This is a genomic window from Streptomyces sp. CNZ287 (assembly GCF_007827615.1).
The window spans coordinates 91,134-110,571 of record NZ_VISV01000013.1 but is presented as its reverse complement, the minus strand read 5'-3'; the positions used below and the strand labels follow the sequence as shown (position 1 = coordinate 110,571).

19 protein-coding genes and 1 pseudogene are annotated in these 19,438 nt (G+C 75.1%); 13 read left to right on the top strand and 7 right to left on the bottom strand.

The genetic code is table 11. The features are described from left to right. Nucleotides 1–24 precede the first annotated feature (24 nt). The gene (locus FB457_RS22830) at nt 25–618 is read right to left on the bottom strand and encodes a TetR/AcrR family transcriptional regulator (protein ID WP_047019778.1); all 594 of its coding nucleotides are present in this window, start codon (nt 616–618) and stop codon (nt 25–27) included. A gap of 89 nt (nt 619–707) precedes the next feature. Beyond that, nucleotides 708–1,469: an SDR family NAD(P)-dependent oxidoreductase gene (locus FB457_RS22825; RefSeq protein WP_145783047.1), complete on the bottom strand. Its 762-nt coding sequence runs from the start codon at nt 1,467–1,469 to the stop codon at nt 708–710. A gap of 182 nt (nt 1,470–1,651) precedes the next feature. Between FB457_RS22825 and FB457_RS22820 the strand changes: the two genes are divergently transcribed. Further along, complete coding sequence (locus tag FB457_RS22820) at nt 1,652–2,113, top strand: MaoC family dehydratase (protein ID WP_047014936.1); 462 nt, start codon at nt 1,652–1,654, stop codon at nt 2,111–2,113. A 30-nt stretch (nt 2,114–2,143) separates the two neighbouring features. Here FB457_RS22820 and FB457_RS22815 read toward each other — a convergent pair whose 3' ends face one another. After that, nucleotides 2,144–2,788, bottom strand: coding sequence for a TetR/AcrR family transcriptional regulator (locus FB457_RS22815; protein WP_047014937.1), 645 nt, complete (start codon nt 2,786–2,788; stop codon nt 2,144–2,146). A 183-nt stretch (nt 2,789–2,971) separates the two neighbouring features. Between FB457_RS22815 and FB457_RS22810 the strand changes: the two genes are divergently transcribed. The 5 genes from FB457_RS22810 to FB457_RS22790 all read left to right on the top strand — a co-directional run bounded on the left by FB457_RS22810 (nt 2,972) and on the right by FB457_RS22790 (nt 7,873). Beyond that, nucleotides 2,972–3,619 carry a TetR/AcrR family transcriptional regulator gene (locus tag FB457_RS22810; protein WP_047014938.1) on the top strand — a complete coding sequence of 216 codons (648 nt, stop codon included), beginning with the start codon at nt 2,972–2,974 and terminating at the stop codon, nt 3,617–3,619. Nucleotides 3,620–3,677: 58 nt separating this feature from the next. After that, entirely contained in the window at nt 3,678–4,190 is a 513-nt protein-coding gene (locus FB457_RS22805) for a ribonuclease FAU-1 family protein (RefSeq protein ID WP_145783045.1), read from the top strand. A gap of 393 nt (nt 4,191–4,583) precedes the next feature. Further along, nucleotides 4,584–5,783 (top strand): MalY/PatB family protein, encoded by a 1,200-nt coding sequence (locus FB457_RS22800; RefSeq protein ID WP_047014940.1) that lies wholly within the window; start codon nt 4,584–4,586, stop codon nt 5,781–5,783. Next, nucleotides 5,780–7,318, top strand: coding sequence for an amidase (locus tag FB457_RS22795; RefSeq protein WP_047014941.1), 1,539 nt, complete (start codon nt 5,780–5,782; stop codon nt 7,316–7,318). The genes FB457_RS22800 and FB457_RS22795 overlap by 4 nt, the downstream gene beginning before the upstream one ends. An 18-nt stretch (nt 7,319–7,336) precedes the next feature. After that, nucleotides 7,337–7,873: a GNAT family N-acetyltransferase gene (locus FB457_RS22790; protein WP_145783043.1), complete on the top strand. Its 537-nt coding sequence runs from the start codon at nt 7,337–7,339 to the stop codon at nt 7,871–7,873. A gap of 82 nt (nt 7,874–7,955) precedes the next feature. Here FB457_RS22790 and FB457_RS36355 read toward each other — a convergent pair. Further along, a pseudogene (locus tag FB457_RS36355) lies at nt 7,956–8,039 on the bottom strand (ThuA domain-containing protein); the annotation flags it as partial. A 295-nt stretch (nt 8,040–8,334) separates the two neighbouring features. Between FB457_RS36355 and FB457_RS22780 the strand changes: the two are divergent. After that, nucleotides 8,335–9,171 (top strand): DUF4397 domain-containing protein, encoded by an 837-nt coding sequence (locus tag FB457_RS22780; RefSeq protein WP_047014943.1) that lies wholly within the window; start codon nt 8,335–8,337, stop codon nt 9,169–9,171. 9 nt (nt 9,172–9,180) lie between these two features. Next, the gene (locus FB457_RS22775) at nt 9,181–9,861 is read left to right on the top strand and encodes a class F sortase (RefSeq protein WP_047014944.1); all 681 of its coding nucleotides are present in this window, start codon (nt 9,181–9,183) and stop codon (nt 9,859–9,861) included. A 183-nt stretch (nt 9,862–10,044) separates the two neighbouring features. On the opposite strand, the gene FB457_RS22770 is transcribed toward FB457_RS22775, so the two are convergent. Further along, nucleotides 10,045–11,133: a Zn-dependent alcohol dehydrogenase gene (locus FB457_RS22770; RefSeq protein ID WP_047014945.1), complete on the bottom strand. Its 1,089-nt coding sequence runs from the start codon at nt 11,131–11,133 to the stop codon at nt 10,045–10,047. A gap of 40 nt (nt 11,134–11,173) precedes the next feature. After that, nucleotides 11,174–12,592 (bottom strand): aldehyde dehydrogenase family protein, encoded by a 1,419-nt coding sequence (locus tag FB457_RS22765; RefSeq protein WP_047014946.1) that lies wholly within the window; start codon nt 12,590–12,592, stop codon nt 11,174–11,176. 183 nt (nt 12,593–12,775) lie between these two features. On the opposite strand from FB457_RS22765, the gene hmgA reads away from it, so the two are divergent. The 3 genes from hmgA (at nt 12,776) to FB457_RS22750 (ending at nt 16,465) form a co-directional block, all read left to right on the top strand. After that, the gene (gene hmgA / locus FB457_RS22760) at nt 12,776–14,158 is read left to right on the top strand and encodes a homogentisate 1,2-dioxygenase (protein WP_145783041.1); all 1,383 of its coding nucleotides are present in this window, start codon (nt 12,776–12,778) and stop codon (nt 14,156–14,158) included. Beyond that, nucleotides 14,155–14,907, top strand: a complete 753-nt coding sequence (locus tag FB457_RS22755) for a GntR family transcriptional regulator (RefSeq protein ID WP_047014948.1) — start codon at nt 14,155–14,157, stop codon at nt 14,905–14,907. The genes hmgA and FB457_RS22755 overlap by 4 nt, the downstream gene beginning before the upstream one ends. 136 nt (nt 14,908–15,043) lie before the next feature. Beyond that, complete coding sequence (locus FB457_RS22750) at nt 15,044–16,465, top strand: type ISP restriction/modification enzyme (protein ID WP_145783039.1); 1,422 nt, start codon at nt 15,044–15,046, stop codon at nt 16,463–16,465. Between the two features lie 294 nt (nt 16,466–16,759). Here FB457_RS22750 and FB457_RS22745 read toward each other — a convergent pair whose 3' ends face one another. Beyond that, nucleotides 16,760–17,515, bottom strand: a complete 756-nt coding sequence (locus FB457_RS22745; RefSeq protein ID WP_047014950.1) for a TetR/AcrR family transcriptional regulator C-terminal domain-containing protein — start codon at nt 17,513–17,515, stop codon at nt 16,760–16,762. 69 nt (nt 17,516–17,584) lie between these two features. Here FB457_RS22745 and FB457_RS22740 point away from each other — a divergent pair, with 69 nt between their 5' ends. Further along, on the top strand, nt 17,585–18,583 hold the full coding sequence (locus FB457_RS22740) for an ATP-binding cassette domain-containing protein (protein WP_486589107.1): 999 nt from the start codon (nt 17,585–17,587) through the stop codon (nt 18,581–18,583). After that, entirely contained in the window at nt 18,580–19,377 is a 798-nt protein-coding gene (locus FB457_RS22735; protein WP_145783035.1) for an ABC transporter permease, read from the top strand. Before FB457_RS22740 ends, FB457_RS22735 begins: the two co-directional genes overlap by 4 nt. The last annotated feature ends 61 nt before the right edge of the window (nt 19,378–19,438 follow it).

Here is a 19,438-nt window from a genome sequence, read left to right as displayed (position 1 = left end):
CCGCGGCCTTCCGGGGCTCCGGCGTTACGGCCGCAGAGCGCGCATGAGCAGTTCCGCCATCCGGTCGCCGATCTCCCGGGCCGACATCGGCCCGTCCGGGCGGTACCAACTGCCCAGGTGGTGCAGCGCGCCGAAGTGGTAGTCGACCACCAGGTCGGCCGGGGTGGCGGTGGAGAACACGCCGCCGGCCTGGCCCTCCTCGATCAGGCCGCGGAAGCGCTCGTGGTAGCGGCGCCGCTCGGCCCGTACCTCCTTGTACTTCTCCGGGCTCAGCATGTGCATCGAGCGGAAGAAGATGAGGGCGTCCTCGTGGTGGTCGACGGTGGTGACGACCACGTCCGCCGCCGCCTCCCGCAGCCGCTGCTCGACCGGGGCGTCCAGCGCCGCGAAGTGGTCGAGACGCTGCTGCTGGAGCCGCAGGAGGCGGCCGTAGATCTCGTGCAGGAGATCGTCCTTGGAGCCGAAGTAGTGGTAGAGGGCGCCCTTGGTGACGCCCGCGGCCTCGACGAGCTCCTGCACGGAGGTGCGGTCGAACCCCCGCTCCGCGAAGAGCCTCGTGGCGGCGGCGAGCAGCCGCTCCGGCACCGTCCCGATGTTCCCGCCCGTCGTCGTCGCCATGTCCTCGCCCTTCGTCGTCCCGGCCTCCAGTGTCGGTCCCGGCACCCCGGCCCGTCCCGGGCTCCCGGAAGGCCCCCGGCCCGCCCGGGTCAGTCCCGGCCCTCCTCCAGTGTCCGCTGCAGCTTGTTCATGCCGCTCAGCCAGCGGTCCGGGTCGGTGGCGCGCAGCGCGCTGTAACCGGCGACCTCGGGGTGCGGCAGGATCAGGAAGCGGTCCTCGGCGATGCCGGCCAGCACGGCGTCGGCGACCTGCTCCGGCTCGATCGCGCCGGGGGCGAGCACGAGGTCGCCCGCCGCGCCGGTGGCGCGGAGCATGTCGGTGCGTACGCCCTGGGGGCAGACCGCGTGCACGGAGATGCCGCGGTGGCGGTACGTCAGCGAGAGCCACTCGGCGAAGGCGAGCGCGGCGTGCTTGGTGACGGCGTACGGGGCGGCGGCGACCATCGACAGCAGGCCGGCGGCCGAGACGGTGGCGACGAACCGGCCCCCGCCGCGCTCCAGCCACTCCGGCACCAGTTCGCGTGCGGCGCGCACGTGGGCCATGACGTTGACGTCCCAGGCGGCGGACCACTCGTCGTCCGGGGTCTCGGGGCCGCCGCCGGTGGCGAGGCCGGCGTTGGCGCAGAAGAGGTCGATGCCGCCGAGCGCCGCGCGGGCGGCGGGTACGGCGTCGGAGGCGTCGCCGGGCAGCGCGACGCCGCCGATCTCGGCGGCGACGGCGCGGGCCCCGGCCTCGTCCAGGTCGTTGACGGCGACGCGGGCACCCTCGGCGGCGAGCCGCCGCGCCAGTGCGGCGCCGATGCCGGCGGCGCCTCCGGTGACCACTGCCCGCGCGTCCCGCACGCTGCCCACGGTGCCCGCCTCCCCACGGTTGCCGGTACCGCGCAGACTAACCGGTCGGTATGCCGAGGGGGAAGGTCGCGGGTGCGCGCCGCCCCCGGTACGGGGCCGTTGACACGGCCCCGTACCGCGACGATGCTAAGCAGTCGCTTAGACGATCCCGACGCACCCGCGCCCGCCCCGGGAGGCACGCCATGGCAGAGCCCCGCACGTTCACCTCGGTCGACGAGCTGAAGGGCGCGGTGGGCGAGGAGTTGGGGTACACGGACTGGGTGGAGATCGACCAGCGGCGCGTCGACCTGTTCGCCGAGGCGACCGGGGACCACCAGTGGATCCACGTCGACCCGGAACGGGCGGCGGCGGGCCCGTTCGGCGGGACCATCGCGCACGGCTACCTCACGCTCTCGCTGCTGCCGCTCTTCGGCCCGCAGCTCATCGACGTCACGGGCGTGCGCATGGGCGTCAACTACGGCACGAACAAGGTGCGTTTCCCCGCGCCCGTGCCCGTGGGCTCCCGGCTGCGGGCGTCCGCGACGATCACGGACGTCGCCGAGGTCACGGACGGCGTGCAGCTCGCCGTGCGGTACACGGTCGAGCGCGAGGGCGGCGGGAAGCCGGTGTGCGTCGCGGAATCGGTGGTCCGCTACTCCTTCTGACCGCTCCTCCGACCGATCCGCTCCGGCCGGCTACTTCCGGGCGCTCCGCTTCGCGGCAGGCGGCGCGGCCGGTGCCGCGACCATCCGGCCGACCAGGTCCGCGTAGAGCGCCGCCAGCTCTTCCGGCGGCCTGCTGCCCGACGCGCTGAACCACCGGGCCACGTCCACGCACAGCGACAGCACGGCCAGCGCCGTCCCCGGCACGTCGGCCACCGCGAACTCGCCGTCCCGTACGCCGTCCTCGATGATCCCCCGCACCAGCCTGTCGATGTCCCGCCGCAGCGCGACGATCTCCGCGTAGTGCTCCTCGCCGAGCGCCGCCAGTTCGTACTGCACCACGCGCGCCGTCGTGTGGTGCTCCGCGTGCCAGCGCGCGAAGGCCCGTACGGCGCGCGCCAGCCGCTCCCCTGCCGGGCCCCCGGACTCCGCCGCCGCGGCGATGATCGCCCGCGCCCGCTCGTGGCCGACCCGGCTGATCCGGAAGAGCAGCTCTTCCTTGGTCTTGAAGTGGATGTACAGCGCGGCAGGGCTCATCCCGGCGCGGCCGGCGATGTCGCGGGTGGTGGTGGCGTGGTAGCCGCGCTCCGCGAAGGCCTCGACGCCCGCGGTGAGCAGCCGCTGCGCCGCCTCCGGCTCGACGCCGCCCCAGGCCGCGGGGTCCTGGACGTCCTGCATGCTCGCTCTCCGCTCTCCCGGGTGCAGCGGAGAACACCCTACCGCCGACGCTGAGCAAGCGCTTAGGGCCGTACGGGCCGGGAGTGACACCCCGCGCCCGGCCGCGGCGGACCCGCGGACGCGGCCCGTGACCTCGCGGTTAGCGCTGCTAGTTTCCGCTGCACGCGCCCTAAAATGTGCCGCATGGCCCGCCCCCGCAAGCCCCTGCTGAGCCGCGAGCGCATCGTCACGGCGGCCCTCGCCCTCGTCGACGCCGAGGGGCTGCAGGCCGTGTCCACCCGGCGGCTCGCGGCCGAGCTGGGGGTGAGCGGCCCCTCGCTCTACAACCACTTCACGACGAAGGACGAACTGCTGGACGCCGCCGTCGACGCCGTGGTCGCCGAAGTCGACCTGTCGATGTTCGCGGACGGCCTGCCGTGGCCCGAGGCGCTGCTGGCCTGGGCGAGGTCGTACCGGGCGGCGCTGGCCGCGCACCCCAACATCGTGCCCGTGCTCGCCCAGGGCCCCGGCCGCAGGCCGGCGGCGCTGCGGCTGGCGGACGCCGTCTTCGGCGGCATGGTCGACGCCGGCTGGCCGCCGGCGCAGGCCACCCGGGTCGGCGCGCTCATGCGCTACTACGTGGCCGGATCCGCGCTCGGCTCGTTCGCGGGCGGCTTCGTCGCCGACCCGGCGGCGTACGACCCGGCGGACTACCCGCACCTCGGCCGGGCGCACCTCCTGGCGGAGCACCGCCAGGAGGTGGACGAGGGCGCGTTCGAGACCGGGCTGCGGGCGCTCGTGGACGGGCTGAAATTGCAGTTCGCCCAGCTCAGCGGGGAGCCGTCGGCGTGACGCGGGCTCGGCGCGGGGGTGCCGCCCGGCGGGCCGCGGGCGGGGCTATGATCCCGCAATGGCCGACCTGGTACGCGTGATCTACCGCAAGTACGACGGCACCCTCCACTGGAACTCGACCATGCGCCGCCTCGGCGAGGACGAGCACGGCGTGTGGCTCGGCCAGCCCGCGGGCGGTACGACGCGCAATGGCACCGGCCCGCCCGTGGTCTTCGAGTGCGCGCACGTGGCCCTCTTCCCCCGCGACGCCTGGTGGACCGCCGAGTTCAACGCCCCGCCGCGGCGCACCGACCTCTACGCGGACATCACCACGCCGCCGCGGTGGCGCTCGGCCGCGGAGGTCACGATGGTCGACCTGGACCTCGACGTCGCCCGGCGGCGCGGGGAGCGCGAGCCGCGGCTGCTGGACGAGGACGAGTTCGCCGACCACCGGGTGCGCTACGGCTACTCCGAGGAGACCGTCGCGCGGGCGACGGCGTCGGCCGCGTGGCTGATGGCGGCGGTGGCGGCGGGCACGGAGCCGTTCGCCGGGGCGTACCTGCACTGGCTCGAACAGGTGGCGGAGGGCTAGGGTCTGTCTTCACTCTCGCGTCGTTCGCCCGTAGGGCGGGCGGCGCAGGGGGCACCGCCCACGCCCCCCGGGGCGGGGGAGTCCGGTGCGTGCGATCGCAAGGCGGAGGGTCGATCGCGTAGTGGGCCTCTTCGGTCGATCCCGACAACGCAGCGAGCGTGCGTGCCAGGCTCCCCCACAGCGCGCTGCGCGCACGTGGGCGGTACCCCCAGCCGCAGACGGGAGAGTGACGACAGACCCTAGGACCGGCCGCGCGCACCGGCCGGCGGGTTACCGGCGCGTCGGGAGGCGTGAATTCGCAGGTCCGGTGGAGGTGGGCCGACCTACCATGGCGGGCATGGCCCAGTCGAACACCTTCGTACGCCCCCGCCCGCCACGCCCCCGCGGTCGCCGATGAGCGCCGGGACGCCGGACGCCCCGGTGGCCGATCCGCTGCGCGGGCCGACGCTCGCGGAGCTGCGCCGGCGGACGTCGGTGAAGTGGCGGGCGTATCCGCCCGACGTGCTGCCGCTCTGGGTCGCCGAGATGGACACCCGGCTCGCCGCGCCCGTCGCCGAGGCGGTGCGCACGGCGGTCGACCTGGGCGACACGGGGTACGCGACCGTCGAGCCGTACGCGGAGGCGGTGGCGGAGTTCGCCGGGAGCCGCTGGGACTGGCGGGTGCCGACGGAGCGGATCGCCCTCGTGCCGGACGTGATGCGCGGCATCGCCGAGGTGCTGAGGCTGGTCACGGCCCCGGACGACGCCGTCGTCGTCAACTCCCCGGTCTACCCGCCGTTCTACGCCTACACCGAGCACCTGGGCCTGCGCGTGGTCGAAGCGCCGCTGGGCGAGGACGGGCGCATCGGCTTCGCCGCCCTGGCGGAGGCGTTCGCCTCCGCGCGCGCCGGCGGCCACCGCGCGGCGTACCTGCTGTGCAGCCCGCACAACCCGACCGGCACCGTGCACACCGCCGCCGAGCTGGCGCGGGTCGCCGCGCTCGCCGGGGAACACGGGGTGCGGGTCGTCGCCGACGAGATACATGCCCCGCTGGTGCCGCCGGGTGCGCGGCACGTCCCGTATCTGACCGTGCCCGGCGCGGAGCGCGGCTTCGCGCTGCTGTCGGCGTCCAAGGCGTGGAACCTCGCGGGGCTGAAGTCCGCGGTCGCCGTCGCGGGCGAGGAGTCGGCGGGCGAGCTGGCGCTGCTGCCGCAGGAGATGTCGCACGGAGCGAGCCACCTCGGTGCCCTCGCGCACGTGGCCGCCTTCCGGCACGGCGGCCCGTGGCTGGACGCGCTGCTCGCCGGTCTCGACGAGAACCGGCGGCTGCTCGGACGGCTGCTGGCGGAGCGGCTGCCGGGGGCGGAGTACCGCGTTCCGGACGGTACGTTCCTGGCCTGGCTCGACTGCCGCGCGCTGGGGCTCGGGGACGACCCCGCGGCGGTGTTCCTGGAGTACGGACGGGTGGCGCTGGCGTCGGGCATCCCGTTCGGCACGGGCGGCGCGGGGCACGCGCGGCTCAACTTCGCCACCTCGCCCGAGGTGCTGACCGAGGCGGTGGACCGGATGGCCACCGCGGTGGAAACGTCACCCCAGCCGGGAGGCAGGCCATGACCGACGACACGACGGCGGACCGGCAGGACGGCAAGGCGGCCGGCGAGCGCGGCCGCGGGGCGCGGCGCGGAGACCCGGGCGCGGGAGCGCGTGCGGGCACGGCGGCGACGCCCGCGGCCCACCCGCCCGTGCACGCCTTCCGGGACGACGCCCTCGGCGCGCACGACGCCGTCGCCCTCGCCGCGCTCGTCCGCGACGGCGAGGTCGGTGCCGGGGAGCTGGCCCGGGCCGCGGTGGAGCGGATCCGGCTCGTCGACCCCGAGTTGCACGCCGTCGCCGTCCCGGCCTTCGACACGTACGAGACGGACGGCGCGGCCACGGGACCGCTCGCGGGCGTACCCACGCTGCTCAAGGACAACACCGACTACGGCGGTCTCCCCACCGGCCACGGCAGTGCGGCCTTCACCCCGCACCCCGCGCCGCGGCACGCGCCGTTCACGCGCCAGTTCCTCAGCACCGGCATGACGTTCCTCGGCAAGACCCGGCTGCCGGAGTTCGGCTTCAACGCCAGCACGGAGTACGAGGACGGCGAGCCGGTCCGCAACCCCTGGCACACCTCGTACTCCCCCGGCGGCTCGTCGGGCGGCAGTGCCGCGCTCGTCGCCTCCGGCGCCGTGCCGATCGCGCACGCCAACGACGGCGGCGGCTCCATCCGCATCCCCGCCGCGTGCTGCGGGCTCGTCGGCCTCAAGCCGACCCGGGGCCGGGTCGTCGCCAACGAGACGGGCCGCAGGCTGCCCATCGACATGGTGGGCGACGGGGTGCTGAGCCGCTCCGTGCGCGACACCGCGGCGTTCCTCGCCGCGGCCGAACGGCACTGGCGCAACCCGCGCATGCCCCCGCTGGGCCTGGTCGAGGGCCCGGGGACGCGCCGGCTGCGGATCGGCCTGGTGGCCGAGTCGCCGACCGGCGCGCCGACGGACGCGGCCACGCGCGCGGCCGTGGCGGCGGTCGCCACCGCGCTGGCGGGGCAGGGGCACACGGTCGAGACCTACGCGCTGCCGCTCGACGGCCGCTTCGAGCAGGACTTCATCGCGTACTGGGGGATGCTCGCGTTCCTCGCCGGCGCGGGCGGCCGGTTCGTGTACGACCGGCATTTCGACGCGCGCCGGATGGACGGCCTGAGCAAGGGCCTGCGGTCGACGTACGTGCGCCGCATGCACACCACCCCGGCGTTCCTGCGCCGACTGCGCCGCGCGGCGGACGAGGCGTACGACGCGGCGCTCACGCGCTACGACGTGCTGCTGTCCCCGGTGCTGGCGCACACCACCCCGCGCCTGGGCCACCTGTCGCCGAACGTCCCGTACGAGGAACTGCTGAACCGCCTGCGCGCGTACGTGGCGTTCACCCCCATCAACAACATCAACGGCGGCCCCGCGATCTCCCTCCCCGCCCCCGCCACCGAACCGGCACCGGCGGACGGTCTGCCGGTGGGCGTGATGCTCTCGGCGGCCCACGGCGACGAACGCACCCTGCTGGAACTGGCCTTCGCCCTCGAGGCCGACCTGCCCTGGCGCCGCATCCAGGACGCCTGAGAGAACGAGGAAAGCCGGATGGTCTTCGGAAAGCGGGTGAAGCTGCGGGCGTTCGAGCCCGCTGAGGCGGACGCGCTGTGGCGGTGGAACCACGACCCCGACGTGATGCGCTGGATGGACGACGGCTACGCCGCGTCGCTGGCGCGGGTCCGCCGGAACCTGGAGGAGCGCGCCCCGAACGCGTACGGAGACGTGCTGTACGCGGTCGAGGTGCTGGCCGACGGCGCGCTGATCGGCCTCGTCCGGCTGCGCGACGCCGAGCCGGAGACGGGTCTGGCCGCGCTGGACGTCTACCTCGGCGAGAAGGAGTACTGGGGTCGCGGCTACGCCACCGACGCGGTGCGCGCGCTCTGCCGCTTCGGCTTCGAGGACATGCGGCTGCACAAGATCTCGCTGACGGTGGTGACCGAGAACCACGCGGCGATCAGCGTCTACAAGAAGGTGGGCTTCGTGGAGGAGGGTCGGCTGCGGTCCGTGTTCCGGCGGGACGGGCGCTGGTACGACCAGTTCACGATGGGGCTGCTGGAAGGCGAATTGGTCGACGGCCGTCCCTAGTGTCTGTGGTCAATCTCCCGTCTGCGGCTGGGGGTACCGCCCACGCGCGCGCAGCGCGCTGTGGGGTGGGCGGGGTTCAGCCGCAGTCGGCCTCTCTCGCGCCCGCCGACCAGCGGACGCCGCCGAGGAGGTGGCGGACGAAGTCCGGCTCGGCGGTGTGGCCGCCACGATGGGGAACGACTGGCCGCCCTCTACTCCTGGCCTGGTAGAAGGCGTTCGGGGCCCGCAAGGGATATAAGTGGCGAACTACCACACTCCATTACATACTAGGAAAAGGTGCCACAAGGCACAGTGCTGGATAGGGCCGCCCGACCACCCGCCGTCAACCGACACCACACGTGGTCGACCCGGCATTCCGCGACGGCCGGCGGGCGGCTGGTCCGGCCGAGAACTCCTCGCGTTGGGCATCCATCCGAAAGCCGGGCCCGCATGGGTCCACCCCCCACACGAATGGACTACATATGAAGAACTCGCGCAGCAGGAAGACCGCCGCTGCCGCCGCCGGTGCCTGCATATTGTCCCTGGCCGTGGCCGTCCCCGCCTCCGCAGAGGGCACGGCGCAGAAAGACACCGAGGTGTCCGTCTTCCACGGTGTTCCGGGCCTCACCGTCGACGTGTTCGCCAACGGGGACGAATTGGTCCCCGACTTCAAGCCCGGCACCCTGACCGAGCCGCAGCCGCTGGCTCCCGGCACCTACGACATCGAGGTCTTCCCCGACGGGGAGGGCCCCGACGGCGAACCCGCCATCCAGAAGAGCATCGAGGTCCCGGCCGGGGCGAACGCCACGATCGCGGCCCACCTCAACGCGCAGGGCGACCCCACGCTCACCGCGTTCGTCAACGACACCTCCAAGGTCCCGGCCGGCGAGTCGCGGCTGACCGTCCGCCATGTGGCTGCAGCACCCGCCGTGGACGTCCGCGCGGACGGCAAGCCGGTCATCGAGGGCCTGACCAACCCCAACGAGAAGTCGCTCAAGGTGCCCGCCGGCACGGTGAGCGCCGATGTCGTCCTGGCCGGGACGGACACCGTGGCCATCGGCCCCGCCGACCTCAACCTCGCCGAGGGCACCAACACCATCGTCTACGCCTGGGGCAGCGCCGAGGACGACAACCTGGCACTGAAGACGCAGACGATCAGCGGCGTGGATTCCGCACCGCGTGGTGCGAGCGCCGGTGAGAGCGGCGCGATGGCCGGCGACAACGAATCCGCCGCCGTCTGGTTCGCCTCGGGGACCACGGGTGCCGTCGCGGTTGCCGGTCTCCTGGCCTCCCGCCGCCGGCGCAGCAGGAGCAACTGACAGACGGGCATGCGTTCCTCCACCGCGGGCGCGCGCCTCTCCGCGGCGGCCGTCGGGGCCGCCGCGGTGGCCGCCGCCGTCCTGTCGGCGCTGCCGGTCTGGTCCCTGTGGCCGACCGGTGCCCCGGTGCCGCCGGACTTCGGCGACCGGCCGGGGCCCCGGGAGCCCGCGGCCGTCCCCTCGTCGGCGGCCTGGGAAAGGGGACCCGGCACGGCGGAGGACGGGGCCGGCCCTGTACCCGAGCCGACGGCGCTGCGCGTACCAGAGGTCTCGCTGCACACCCGGGTGAGGGACGTCGGCGTCGAGGACGACGGCACGGTGGAGGTCCCCGCCAACACGGGACAGTCCGGCTGGTACCGCTACGGCCCCGCGCCGGGTGCCTCCGCCGGGTCCGCCGTCCTCGTCGGCCATGTGGACGACCGCACCGGCGACCTGGGCGCTTTCGCCAAGCTGTACGAGGTCAGGAAGGGCGACGAGGTCACCGTCGCCCGCGAGGACGCGCCTCCCGTGCAGTACGAGGTGGCGGCCCGCGAAGTGGTCGACAAGGACAGGCTCCCCGTCGAGGTGTTCCGGCGCCACGGGCGGCCGGTCCTGACCCTGGTCACCTGCGCGCCCCCTTACGATCCCGCGCGCGGCGGCTATCAGCGGAGCCTGCTGGTATACGCCGTCCCCGTCCAGGAGCGCGGCTAAGCCCCGCAGGACCGGGTGCCGGGAAGGGTGGTTCTGCGTGCCGCCCGTTCACCGGCCGCCGCTTCCCCCGTCCGGGAAGTGAGGACACCGCGGACCGGCCGTCAGGGCGCCGCCTCCTTTCCGCGCGCCGGCACGGCCGTCACGTCATCCGGCTGACCGCGGAGGGCGGACGGCGGCGGGCGCTCAGAACAGCACGAGCGCCCGGCCCCCGCGACCCGCCAGCATCGCGTCGAACGCCGCCGGGATGCCGTCGAGCCCGATGCGGGCGGTGACGAGCCCGCCCAGGTCCAGTTCCCCGGTGCGTACGTGCGCGGCGATGGCCGGCAGGTCGCGGGCCGGGTCGCTGTTGCCGTAGACGCAACCGGAAAGCGTGCGGCCGAAGTAGAAGAGCTCCAGCGCCGAGAACGACACCCGCTCCTCCTGGCCGCCGATGCCGACGACCGTCGTCCGCCCGCCGCGCCGCGTGCTGGACCAGGCGGTGCGTATCGACTCCGCCCGGCCGGCGCACTCGATCGCCACGTCGGCGCCGATCCCGGCGGTCAGCGTACGGATCCGCTTCGCGGTGTCGCGCTCCCCGCCCGGCGCGGCGAGGACGAAGTCGGTGGCCCCGGCGGCGCGCGCCAGTTCCTCCTTCGCCGGCGACACGTCCACCGCGACGAGCGGCCCGGCGCCCGCGATCCGGGCGGCCTGGAGCACGGCGAGCCCCACGCCGCCGGCGCCGAAGACGGCGACCGACTCCCCGGCCCGTACCGCGGCAGCGTGGTGCACGGCGCCCCAGCCGGTGAGGACGGCGCAGCCGAGGAGCGCGGCGTCGGCCAGCGGTACCCCGGCGGGCAGGGGCAGTACGGCGCGGGCGGGCACGACGGTCTCCTCGGCGAAGGCGGCGGTGCCCAGGCCCGGGTAGAGGCCGGCGCCGTCGCGGGTGGCGTACGGCTCGGCCGCGGCGGCGCCCGCGGCGGCGCAGAGCCACGGCTCGCCGAGCCCGCAGTAGTGGCACGCGCCGCAGGACGGTGCCCAGTTGAGCACCACCTCGTCGCCCACGGCCACGCCGGTGACGCCCTCGCCGACCGCGACGACGGTGCCGGCGCCCTCGTGGCCGAGCACCGCGGGTACGGGCTGGCGCAGCGTGCCGTTGGCGAGGGAGAGGTCGGAGTGGCAGACGCCGGCGGCGGCGAGCCGGACGCGCACGTGTCCGGCGCCCGGGGCGGGGAGGTCGATGTCGGCGAGTTCGAGCGGGGAGCCGATCGCGGGCAGGACGGCGGCGCGGGTCATCGGGGGCTCCGTATCTCCGGGTGGCGGCGGGGTGCGTACGTCAGAACTGCAGCGACTTGGTGTGCAGGAACTCCGCGAGCCCCGCCACCCCCAGCTCGCGGCCGATACCCGACTGCTTGTGGCCGCCGAACGGCGCCAGCGGGTCGAACTTCCCGCCGTTGACGACCACCGTCCCGGTCTCCATCCGCCGCGCGAACGCCGCCGCTTCCGCATCACTGGCCGCCCACACGGCGCCGGCCAGGCCGTAGACCGTGCCGTTGGCGATGCGCAGGGCGTCGTCCTCGTCCTCGTACGGCATGATCGCCAGCACCGGACCGAAGATCTCCTCCTGCGCGATGGTCATGCCGGGGGTGACGTCGGCGAAGACGGTGGGCCGGACGTAGTAGCCGCGCTCGCGCCCCTCGGGCGCCCCGGGCCCGCCGGCGAGGAGCACGGCGCCTTCTGCGGTGCCGCGCTCGATGTAGCCGCGGACGCGCTCGCGCTGTACGGAGCTGACGACGGGCCCGAGGCGGGTGGCGGGGTCGCGGGGGTCGCCGGGCGCGTACTTGGTCAGGGCGGTGGTGGCGAGGGTGAGCGCCTCGTCGTACGCGTCCCTGTGGACGAGCATCCGGGTCCAGGCGGTGCAGGTCTGGCCGGAGTTGGCCATGACGTTGGCGACACCGGCGCTGACGGCCCTGGCGAGGTCGGCGCCCGGCAGGATGACGTTCGCGGACTTGCCGCCCAGCTCCAGCGCCACGGGCTTGACGGCCGCGCCCGCCGCCGCGGCGACGGTCCGCCCGACGGCGGTGGATCCGGTGAACGACAGGAAGTCGGTGCCGGGGTGCTCCACCAGCGCCCGGCCGGCCTCGGCGCCGTACCCGGTGACGACGTTGAGGACGCCGGGCGGGAAGCCGGCCGCGGCGACGGCCTCGGCGAAGATCCGGGCGACCAGCGGGGTGTTCTCCGCGGGCTTGAGGACCACGGTGCAGCCGGCTGCGAGCGCGGGGGCGGCCTTGGCGACGATCTGGTGCAGCGGGTAGTTCCACGGCGTGATCGCGCCGACGACGCCCACGGGCTCGTGCAGGACGGTGGCGGTCCCGGCCTTCTCCTCGTACGGGTACGAGGCGCCGATCCGCGCGTACGAGGCGGAGACGGCGACCGGCACCGCGGCGTGCACCTTCCGGCTGAACGTCAGCGGCGCGCCCAGCTCCGCGGTGACCGTCGCGGCGATGTCCTCCGCCCGGGCGGCCAGCACGTCGCCGAGCGCCCCGACGCGCGCGGCCCGGTCGGCGGGCGGCGTCGCCGCCCAGCGGGGGAACGCGGCGCGGGCGGCGGCGACGGCGGCGTCCACGTCGGCCGCGGTGCCGGCCGGCACGGTGGCGATGACCTGCTCGTCGGCGGGGTCGACGACCTCGATGACACCGTCGCCGGCGGCGGGCTGCCAGCGGCCGTCGATGAACATGCCGTCGTGAGCCTGCATCGGTACGTCTCCCGGTGGGTCGGCGGTGTGCCTACGCCACCAAACTAGCGCCGGTAGTTTTCGGCGCCCAGGCCGTCCGGGCGTGCGGTGGGTCACGCGCGCCGGGTGGCGCCGCCCGCGTGCACCTGAGACCATTCCTATGGTTCCCCATAGGAATGGTGACGGGAAGACGGGCGGTACCCCATGACCAGCAGCGCAGAGCAGGAGCGCGCCGAGCGGGCGCGCAAGACCGCCGAGGGGCTGACGTACCTCTCCGGCTTCGGCAACCAGCACAGCAGCGAGGCGATCCCCGGCGCCCTGCCCACCGGGCGCAACTCCCCCCAGCGCGCCCCCCTCGGGCTCTACGCCGAGCAGTTGTCCGGCTCCGCGTTCACCGAGCCCCGCGCCCGCAACCGGCGCTCCTGGCTCTACCGCATCCGCCCCTCCGCCGCCCACCCCCGCTTCGTCCGCGCGGACAACGGCGCCCTGCGCACCGCCCCGTTCACCGAGGCGGTCCCCGACCCCAACCGGCTCCGCTGGAACCCGCTGCCCGAACCCCCGCCAGGCACCGACTTCCTGGCCGGCCTCTGGACCCTCGGCGGCAACGGCGACGCCGCCCAGCGCACCGGCATGGCGATTCACCTCTACGCAGCCAACGCCCCCATGGACCGCGTCTTCTCCGACGCCGACGGCGAACTCCTCGTCGTCCCCGAGCGCGGCGGGCTGCTGCTGCGCACCGAACTCGGCCTGCTGCACGCCGAGCCGGGACACGTCGCCCTCGTGCCCCGCGGCGTCCGCTTCCGCGTCGAGCCGCTGACCGCGGGCGCCACCGTGCGCGGCTACGTCTGCGAGAACTACGGCAGCCCCTTCGTCCTCCCCGAACTCGGCCCCATCGGCGCCAACGGCCTGGCCAACCCCCGCGACTTCCTCGCGCCCGTCGCGGCGTACGAGGAGACGGAGGGCCCGGTCGAGGTCGTCAGCAAGTTCTGCGGCAACCTGTGGGGGGCCACGTACGACCACTCCCCGCTCGACGTCGTCGCCTGGCACGGCAACCACGTCCCGTACGTCTACGATCTGCACCGCTTCAACGTCATCGGCACCATCAGCTACGACCACCCCGACCCGTCCATCTTCACCGTCCTCACCTCGCCCTCCGACACCCCGGGGCTCGCGGGGGTCGACTTCGTCGTCTTCGCGCCGCGCTGGCTCGTCGGGGAGGACACCTTCCGCCCGCCGTACTTCCACCGGAACGTGATGAGCGAGTACATGGGCCTCGTCGAGGGCGCGTACGACGCGAAGACAGCCGGGCCGGGAGGTTTCGTGCCCGGCGGCGGCTCGCTGCACAACATGATGTCCGCGCACGGGCCCGACCAGGAGACCTTCGACCGGGCCTCGGCCGCCGAGCTGAAGCCGCAGAAGATCGACGACGGGCTGGCGTTCATGTTCGAGACCCGCTGGCCGGTCACGCTCACGCCGCAGGCGCGGGACGCCGAGCACCTCCAGCAGGGCTACGACGACGTGTGGCGGGGGCTGCTGCGGCAAGCAGGGGGTCTGGGGGGTTCCCCCAGAGGACACGGCAGGCCATGACCGGTCTCTTCGCCCCCGACTCCCTCCAGCTCAACCGCAAGCTGCCGCTGTGGTACCAGGTGTCGCAGTCCCTGCGCGCCTCCATCCTCGGCCGCCCCCCGGACGCGCCGCTGCGGCTGCCGACGGAGGAACAGCTCGCCGGGCACTACGGCGTCAGCGTGCTCACGCTCCGCCAGGCCCTCAAGGAGCTGGAGGAGGAGGGCCTGATCACGCGGCACCGGCGGCACGGCACGTTCATCGAGGCCACCGCCCGGCACACCGCCCCCGTCCGGCTGCTGGGCTCGGTCGACGCGATCGTCGCCCAGCAGTCCGGCGACCGCACGACCCTCCTGGCCCACGGCCCCGCCCCGGTCCCCGCGGACCTCGCCGGGTACTTCCCGGACCTCGCCGAGGCCATGACGTACCGCCGGCTGCGCCACGACGGCGCCACCGGCGAGGCCACCAACTGGGCCGACAACACCGTCCACCCGGAGGCGGCGGCCCGCATCGACCCGGCGGACCTGGAGCGCTGGCCGATGACGAAGGTCCTCCGCGACCGCGCCGGCATCCGCATCGCCCGCATCACGGACACGGTCACCGCCACACTGGCGGAACCGGAGACGGTCGAACTGCTCGGCGTCCCGCTGCTGAGCCCGATCCTGCACTACACGGGCGTCTCGTACGACGACGCCGGCAGGGTGGTGGACGTGGCCAGGATCCGCTACCGGGGCGACCGGTTCTCGTTCAGCGTGACCCTGGAGGCGCCGTAGCTCCGCAACGGCCCGCGAGCCACCAGTCGTCGGCCGGCCGCGAGCGGCGGGACGGTGACGGCGTCCGGGGTGTCGCACCGGGATCGTAGGATGCGAAGCGCCCTGCGGGGGCTCGGAGTCGAGGGGAGGTCGCGGGATGGGTGGTTCGGCGGACGGCGGTCCCGCCGTGGCGGAGCCCGCCGCGTCCGCGGAGGAGCCGCCGGCGGAGGAGCGGGCCGTGCACGGGGAGTCCGCGGCGGACGCGGCCCCGGCGGCGCGGGGGTCCGTCGTCAGGCCGCGGGCGTCTGTGGAAGGCGGCGCGTCGCCCGCCCCTTCCCGCGAGCCCGCCGAAGGTGACTCCGCCCCGCTGCTCGCCGATCTCATGCCCTGGGGCGTCGCCCCGCTGCGGCTCGGGCGGGGGTGGGTCATGGCGCCCGACGCCGCCTCGCTGCGGCGGCGGTGGGATGCACTCGTACGGGCCGAAGGCGACGAGCGGGACGCACTCTTCCGGGCGACGCGGGCACGGACGACGCACAGTGCCGTGGCGCAGTTGCCCGGCCGGGCCGCCGGGACCGGGCGGCTGGCGCGGGAGGCGGGGCCGTGTCCCGAGCCGGTGCGGGTGCTGCACGGGGCGTACGACCGGCAGTGGCTGATCCCGGACAACCGGCTGCTCGACGCCGCCCGGCCCGAGTTGTGGCGCGTCGCGGACGACCGGCAGTTGTTCGCCGTCGAGGCGGGGTACGTCACGCCGGGGCCCGGCGGGTCCCGCGGGCTCGCCGTGGTCGCGTCCGCACTGCTGCCGGACGGCCGGTCGCCCGCCGGGCGGCCGGGCCGGATCCGGCCGCTCTACCGGCGCCCCCGCGGCCGGGAGCCCAATCTCCCGCCGCGGCTGCTGCGCTGGCTGGGCAGGCGGCTGGGCGGCAAGGTCGGTGCCGAGGACGTGTTCGCCTGGGTGCTGGCCGCCGGGCAGGCCACCCCGCGCGGGTGCGCGGTGCCGCTGACCGCGGACCCGGAGGTGTGGCGGGCCGGCGTGGAGCGCGGGCGGCGGCTGCTGGAGGTGCAGCTCCGCGGCGCCCGCGGCGGCGGAAGGCCCCGGCTCCCGGGCGGCCGGCGGCCGTACGTGCGGGCGGCGCTGCCGGCGAGGCCCGCGGAGGTGTCGTACGACCCGGAGGAGGAGGCGCTGCTCCTCGGCGAGGGCCGCATCTCGCCGGTGCCGCGCGGCGCGTGGGAGTTCACGGCGGGCGGCGTCCCCGTGCTGGAGCAGTGGCTCGCCGCACGCCTGGAGCCCGCCGAGCCCGGGACCCTGGCGGCGATACGGCCGGCGGCGTGGCCGCAGGAGTGGACGTCGGAGCTGCTGGAGCTGATCACCGTGCTGGCGCTGCTCGCGGAGGCGGCGGACCCGGGCGCGGACGAGGCGCGGGGCACGGACGGCTCGTACACCGGGGAGATCACCGCGGAGATCACCGCGGCCGAACTGCACGAGGCGGGCATCCTTCCCGCCCCGGCCTCGGCCCGCCGCCCCGCGTCGGTGCTGGACCACCACGAGGAGGGCCCGGAGGGGCAGTTCGCCCTGATCTGAGCACGCGGCGGGCGTGCGGCTGGTCGCTCGCGCGGCGTTCCACCGCCACAGGCTCCCTACCGGTCCCGTCGACGACGTCCCGTGAGCGGACTGCCCCGCGAACGGCCTTCGGCCGAGCCGATACGCGCCCTGGGCCGTGCGCCCGGTCGGCGCGGACGACGCGCAGGGACTGCTGCCCGGCTCCAGCGGCCCGCGGACCGCCCGGGGAGGCACAAGGCAGCGGAACGTCATCTCAAGGCGGGGACGCCTTTCAAGAGGGCGCCGGGCAGCGTCGGCCGCCCTGGCAGGACCCCGTCACTCCGGCCCGCCGGAGGGCTCGAAGCCGTCCAGCACCCGTCCCAGCAACCGCCGGAACGCCGCCTCGTGGTCCCCCGGTTGCGGCGCCTGGGCCAGGGTCGCGGCCAGGTGGGGATACTCGCCCGTCGCCAACTGCCGCGCCAGATACGCCCCCCGGACCGCCTCTTCCTCCGCCTCGGTCCACGGCAGCGCGCGGGCCCGTTCCGCAAGCGCGATCTCGAACGTGACGTAGCTGGTCACCGACGCCGTGACCATCGCGACCAGCTCCATCTTGGTGCCCGGCGGCACGTCCAGGCCCGCCAGGGCGGCGAGGAACCGGTCGAGGTAGCGCAGCGCGTGGGGCGTGAACCCGTACGCGGTGGTCGAGGTGAGCCGCGGCAGCCAGGGGTGCCGGCGCATCAGGTCCCGCGACTGCTCCGCCAGCGCCAGCACGTCGGCGCGCCAGTCGCCGGTGAGGGGCACCGACAGGTCGTACTCGGCGCTGACCGCGTCGACCATCAGCTCGTGCAGGTCCTCCTTGCGCGGCACGTAGTTGTAGAGCGACATGGTGCCGCTGCCGATCTCGGCGGCGACGCGGCGCATCGAGACGGCGTCGAGCCCGTCCGCATCGGCGATGCGGACCGCGGCGGCGGCGATCGCGGCGCGGCTGTGCGCCGGGCGCGGGCCGCGGCCCGCGCGCTCCGGGCGGGTCCAGATCACCTCGGGTGCGGCGCCGCGCGCCGTCCCGTCGGCGGCTCGTCCGCTCGCTGCCATCGCTGCCTTCCTCGGGGCCGTCGGGTGCCGGTTTACGTACAGCGTACTGAGTCGGCTATGCTCGGCCGCATGACAACTACGTACGCTGTACTTAGTAAGGCGCTGGAGAAGCGCTACGGCGACGTCCACGCCCTCCGCGGCCTCGACCTCGCCATCCCCGAGGGCACCGTCTGCGGCCTCCTCGGCCCGAACGGCGCCGGCAAGACCACCGCCGTACGCGTGCTGACCACACTCGTCGCGCCGGACGGCGGCACCGCGCGGGTCGCCGGGTACGACGTCGCCGCCGAGCCGGCCGCCGTGCGCCGGGCCATAGGCGTCACCGGGCAGGCCACGTCCGTGGACGACGACCTGTCCGGGCGCGAGAACCTGCGCCTCTTCGCCCGGCTGCTGCGCCTGCGCGGGCCCGCGGGACGGGAGCGGGCGGACGAGCTGCTGGAGCGGTTCGGCCTCGCCGAGGCCGCCGGCCGGCCGGCCCGCACGTATTCCGGCGGCATGCGGCGGCGGCTCGACCTGGCCGCGAGCCTGCTCTCCCGGCCGCGGGTGCTCTTCCTCGACGAGCCGACCACCGGGCTCGACCCGGCCAGCCGCGGGCAGATCTGGGCGGCGGTACGGGAGCTGGCGGCGGCGGGCACGACGGTGCTGCTCACGACGCAGTACCTGGAGGAGGCGGACCGGCTGGCCGACTCGGTGGTGGTCGTCGATCACGGCCGGGCGGCCGTCACCGGCACGCCGGACGAACTGAAGCAGCGCGTGGGCGCGTATGCGGAGGTGGTCGTGGCCGACGACGCGGCGCTCGCGGCGGCGGCCGTGGTGCTCGGGCCGCTGACCGGCGGCGAGCCGCGGCTGGACGCGGAGCGGCGCGCGGTGGGGGCGGCCGCGTACGACCCGGAGCTGACGCTGCCGCGCGTGGTGCGGGAGCTGGACGCGGCCGGGGTGCCGGTGGTCGACGCGACCCTGCGCCGGCCGACGCTGGACGAGGTGTTCCTCCGGCTCACCGGGGCGGACGCCGCCGGGACGGCGAAGGACGGCTCCGGGACCGCGCGGCACGCGAAGGAGGCGGCGGCGTGAGCGACCTCGCGTACGACGGCATGGCCATCGTCGGCCGCCAGTTGCAGCGCGCCCGGCGCAACCCCGCGCTGCTCGTCATCACCCAGGTGATGCCGCTGACGCTGCTGCTCTTCTTCGGCTACGTCTTCGGCAACTCGGTCTCACTCCCCGGCGACGCCGACTACCGCACGTACATCGTCCCGGGCCTCTTCGCCACCACCGCCGCCGGCGGCCTGGTCACCGGCATGCTCCAGGCCGCCGTCGACACCGGCCGCGGGGTGACGGAGCGCTTCCGGGCGCTGCCGATCAGCCGGGCGGCGGTGCCGCTGGGGCACGCGGTGGCGGACGTGCTGCTGTTCGCCGCCGGGCTGGTGCCGCTGGTCGCGGTGGGCTACGCCGTGGGCTGGCGGAACGACGGCTCCGCGGCGGCGACGGCGGGGGCGCTGGGGCTGCTGCTCCTGCTGCGGTTCACCTCGGCGTGGATCGGGATCCACCTCGGCATGGCGGTGGGCAACGAGGAGGCAGCGGGGCAGTTGGCGAGCACGACGTTCATGCTGCAGTTGCTCTCCAACGCCTACGTACCGACCCACGGCATGCCGGGGTGGCTGCGGGCGGTGGTGGAGTGGAACCCGCTCAGCGCGTACGTCACCGCCGTACGGGACCTGACGGGCAGCGCGCCGCCGGGGCTGGACGACGCGCCGGGCCCGGCGTGGCCGATGACGCATCCGGTGGCGGCGGCGCTGGTCTGGTCGGTGGTGCTGCTGGCCGTCTTCGTACCGCTGGCGGTGCGGCGCAGCGCGCGGGGACGGGGCTGAGACGCGCCGCTCCGGGTCCGCTCGGGTGGGGGCGAACGGACGCGGGCAGCGATCGGGCGGG